Consider the following 1538-nt stretch of genomic DNA (forward strand, 5'->3'; position numbering starts at 1 on the left):
GGCCGGCGGGCCGGCGGCCGCTCCCGGGGCCGCTCTTCAGCCCGGGGCTCGGTTGGCAGCACAATGGCCGCCCGTTTGATCACCTTGACAAACTCCTTGCGGGGCCGGGCCACCGGCGCGGCCGGCTTCACCTCGGCCGGCGGCAGCGGGGCGGTCTCAGCGGCAACGCTCTCCGGCAGGGCAGCTGGCTCCGGGGCGGCGGCCACCTCCGGCGGCTCCGGCGCCGGCGCGGCCGGCACTGCCGGCTCCGGCTCCGGCGCCGCTGCCGCTTCCGCTGCCGGCACCGCCATCATCTCCGGTGCGGGAGCCGCGGCAACCGGCTCTTCCGCCAGGACCGCCGGTGCCTCTGGCTCCGGCAACGGCTCCTCCGGCGGCGGCGCCTGGACGGCCGGCGGCTCCACCGGGGCCTCCGGCGCCTCGGCCGCGGTCTCCGCCACCACCGCCTCTTCCCCCGTCCCCGGCTCCGTGGGCACCAGACGGGTGCGCCGCCGGATGATCGGGCTGCCGCTCCTGGCTTGCAGGCGCTTTTCCTCCACCCGTTCGCTTACCAGGCCGAGGACCCGATGGCGAATCTCGTTCGCCAGGTCGTCCTCCAGAGTGGAGCTGTGGGATTTGATGTTGTAGCCCAGCTCCTGCAGCCGGGCGGTCAGCACCTTGGAGTCCATCCCGGCCTCTTTGGCCAACTCATATACCCTGATCTTGCCCATCGTTTGCTCCAAGCCGGGCCTCCCGCCACATGCGGCCTGTCCCGGCCCTCCGTTTCCCTTCCCCCCGGAGCGCGCAGCCGCGCAGCCGCGCATCACGCCGTGCCCCCCGGAGAAATGCCCATCCCGAGCGTCCAATCCCCTGGTGCTTCCCGCCTCAGCCGTTGGCTGTCTGGGGATCGTCCAGTCCTGCTGGCGGCTCGGCGCCGACTTCTGCTGCCGACTGCCCTGCCGCCGCCTGTTGCTCCTGCTGCTCCTGCTGCTCCTGCTGCTCCAGCTGCTCCAGCTGCTCCCGGGCCCGGGCCACGATCTCGGCCGCCCGCTCCGGACCCACCGCCGGCACCTGCCCCACCTCCTCCGCCGTCGCCTCGGCCAGCTCGGTCACCGAGGTGAATCCCGCCTCGTAGAGGGCGTCTACCGTCCTGGTGTCGAGCCCCGGGATCTCCAGCAGGGACTGATAGCCTTCCTGCATCATGCGGGTGTAGGCGGTCTCACTCTTGACGTCGATCTTCCATTCCAGAAGCCGGGCGGCCAGGCGCACGTTCTGTCCCTGGCGGCCGATGGCCAGGGAAAGCTGATCGTCCGGCACGATGACGATGAGGGCCCGGCGCGCATCGTCGACGCTGACCATGGAGACCTGGGCCGGCGCCAAGGCGTTGGAGACGAACTTGGCCGGATCCGGGCTCCAGGGCACGATGTCGATCTTCTCGCCTTGCAGCTCCTGGACCACGTTCTGCACCCGGGCGCCTTTCATGCCCACGCAGGCGCCCACCGGATCGACGTCGACATCCCGGGACACCACGGCGATCTTGGCCCGGGAGCCCGGCTCCCGGG

The 1538-nt window shown here is 71.9% G+C and carries 2 protein-coding genes; both read right to left on the reverse strand.

Annotation, left to right across the window (positions count from 1 at the left end):
- Positions 1 to 665, reverse strand: a 665-nt coding sequence (locus tag AB1634_19465; protein ID MEW6221692.1) for a translation initiation factor IF-2, incomplete at its 3' end; no start/stop codon positions are given.
- A 196-nt stretch (positions 666 to 861) separates the two neighbouring features.
- The coding region (locus tag AB1634_19470) for a helix-hairpin-helix domain-containing protein (GenBank protein ID MEW6221693.1) at positions 862 to 1538 on the reverse strand (677 nt) is incomplete at its 5' end.

Source organism: Thermodesulfobacteriota bacterium (assembly GCA_040755095.1).
Taxonomy (GTDB): Bacteria; Desulfobacterota; Desulfobulbia; order Desulfobulbales; family JBFMBH01; genus JBFMBH01.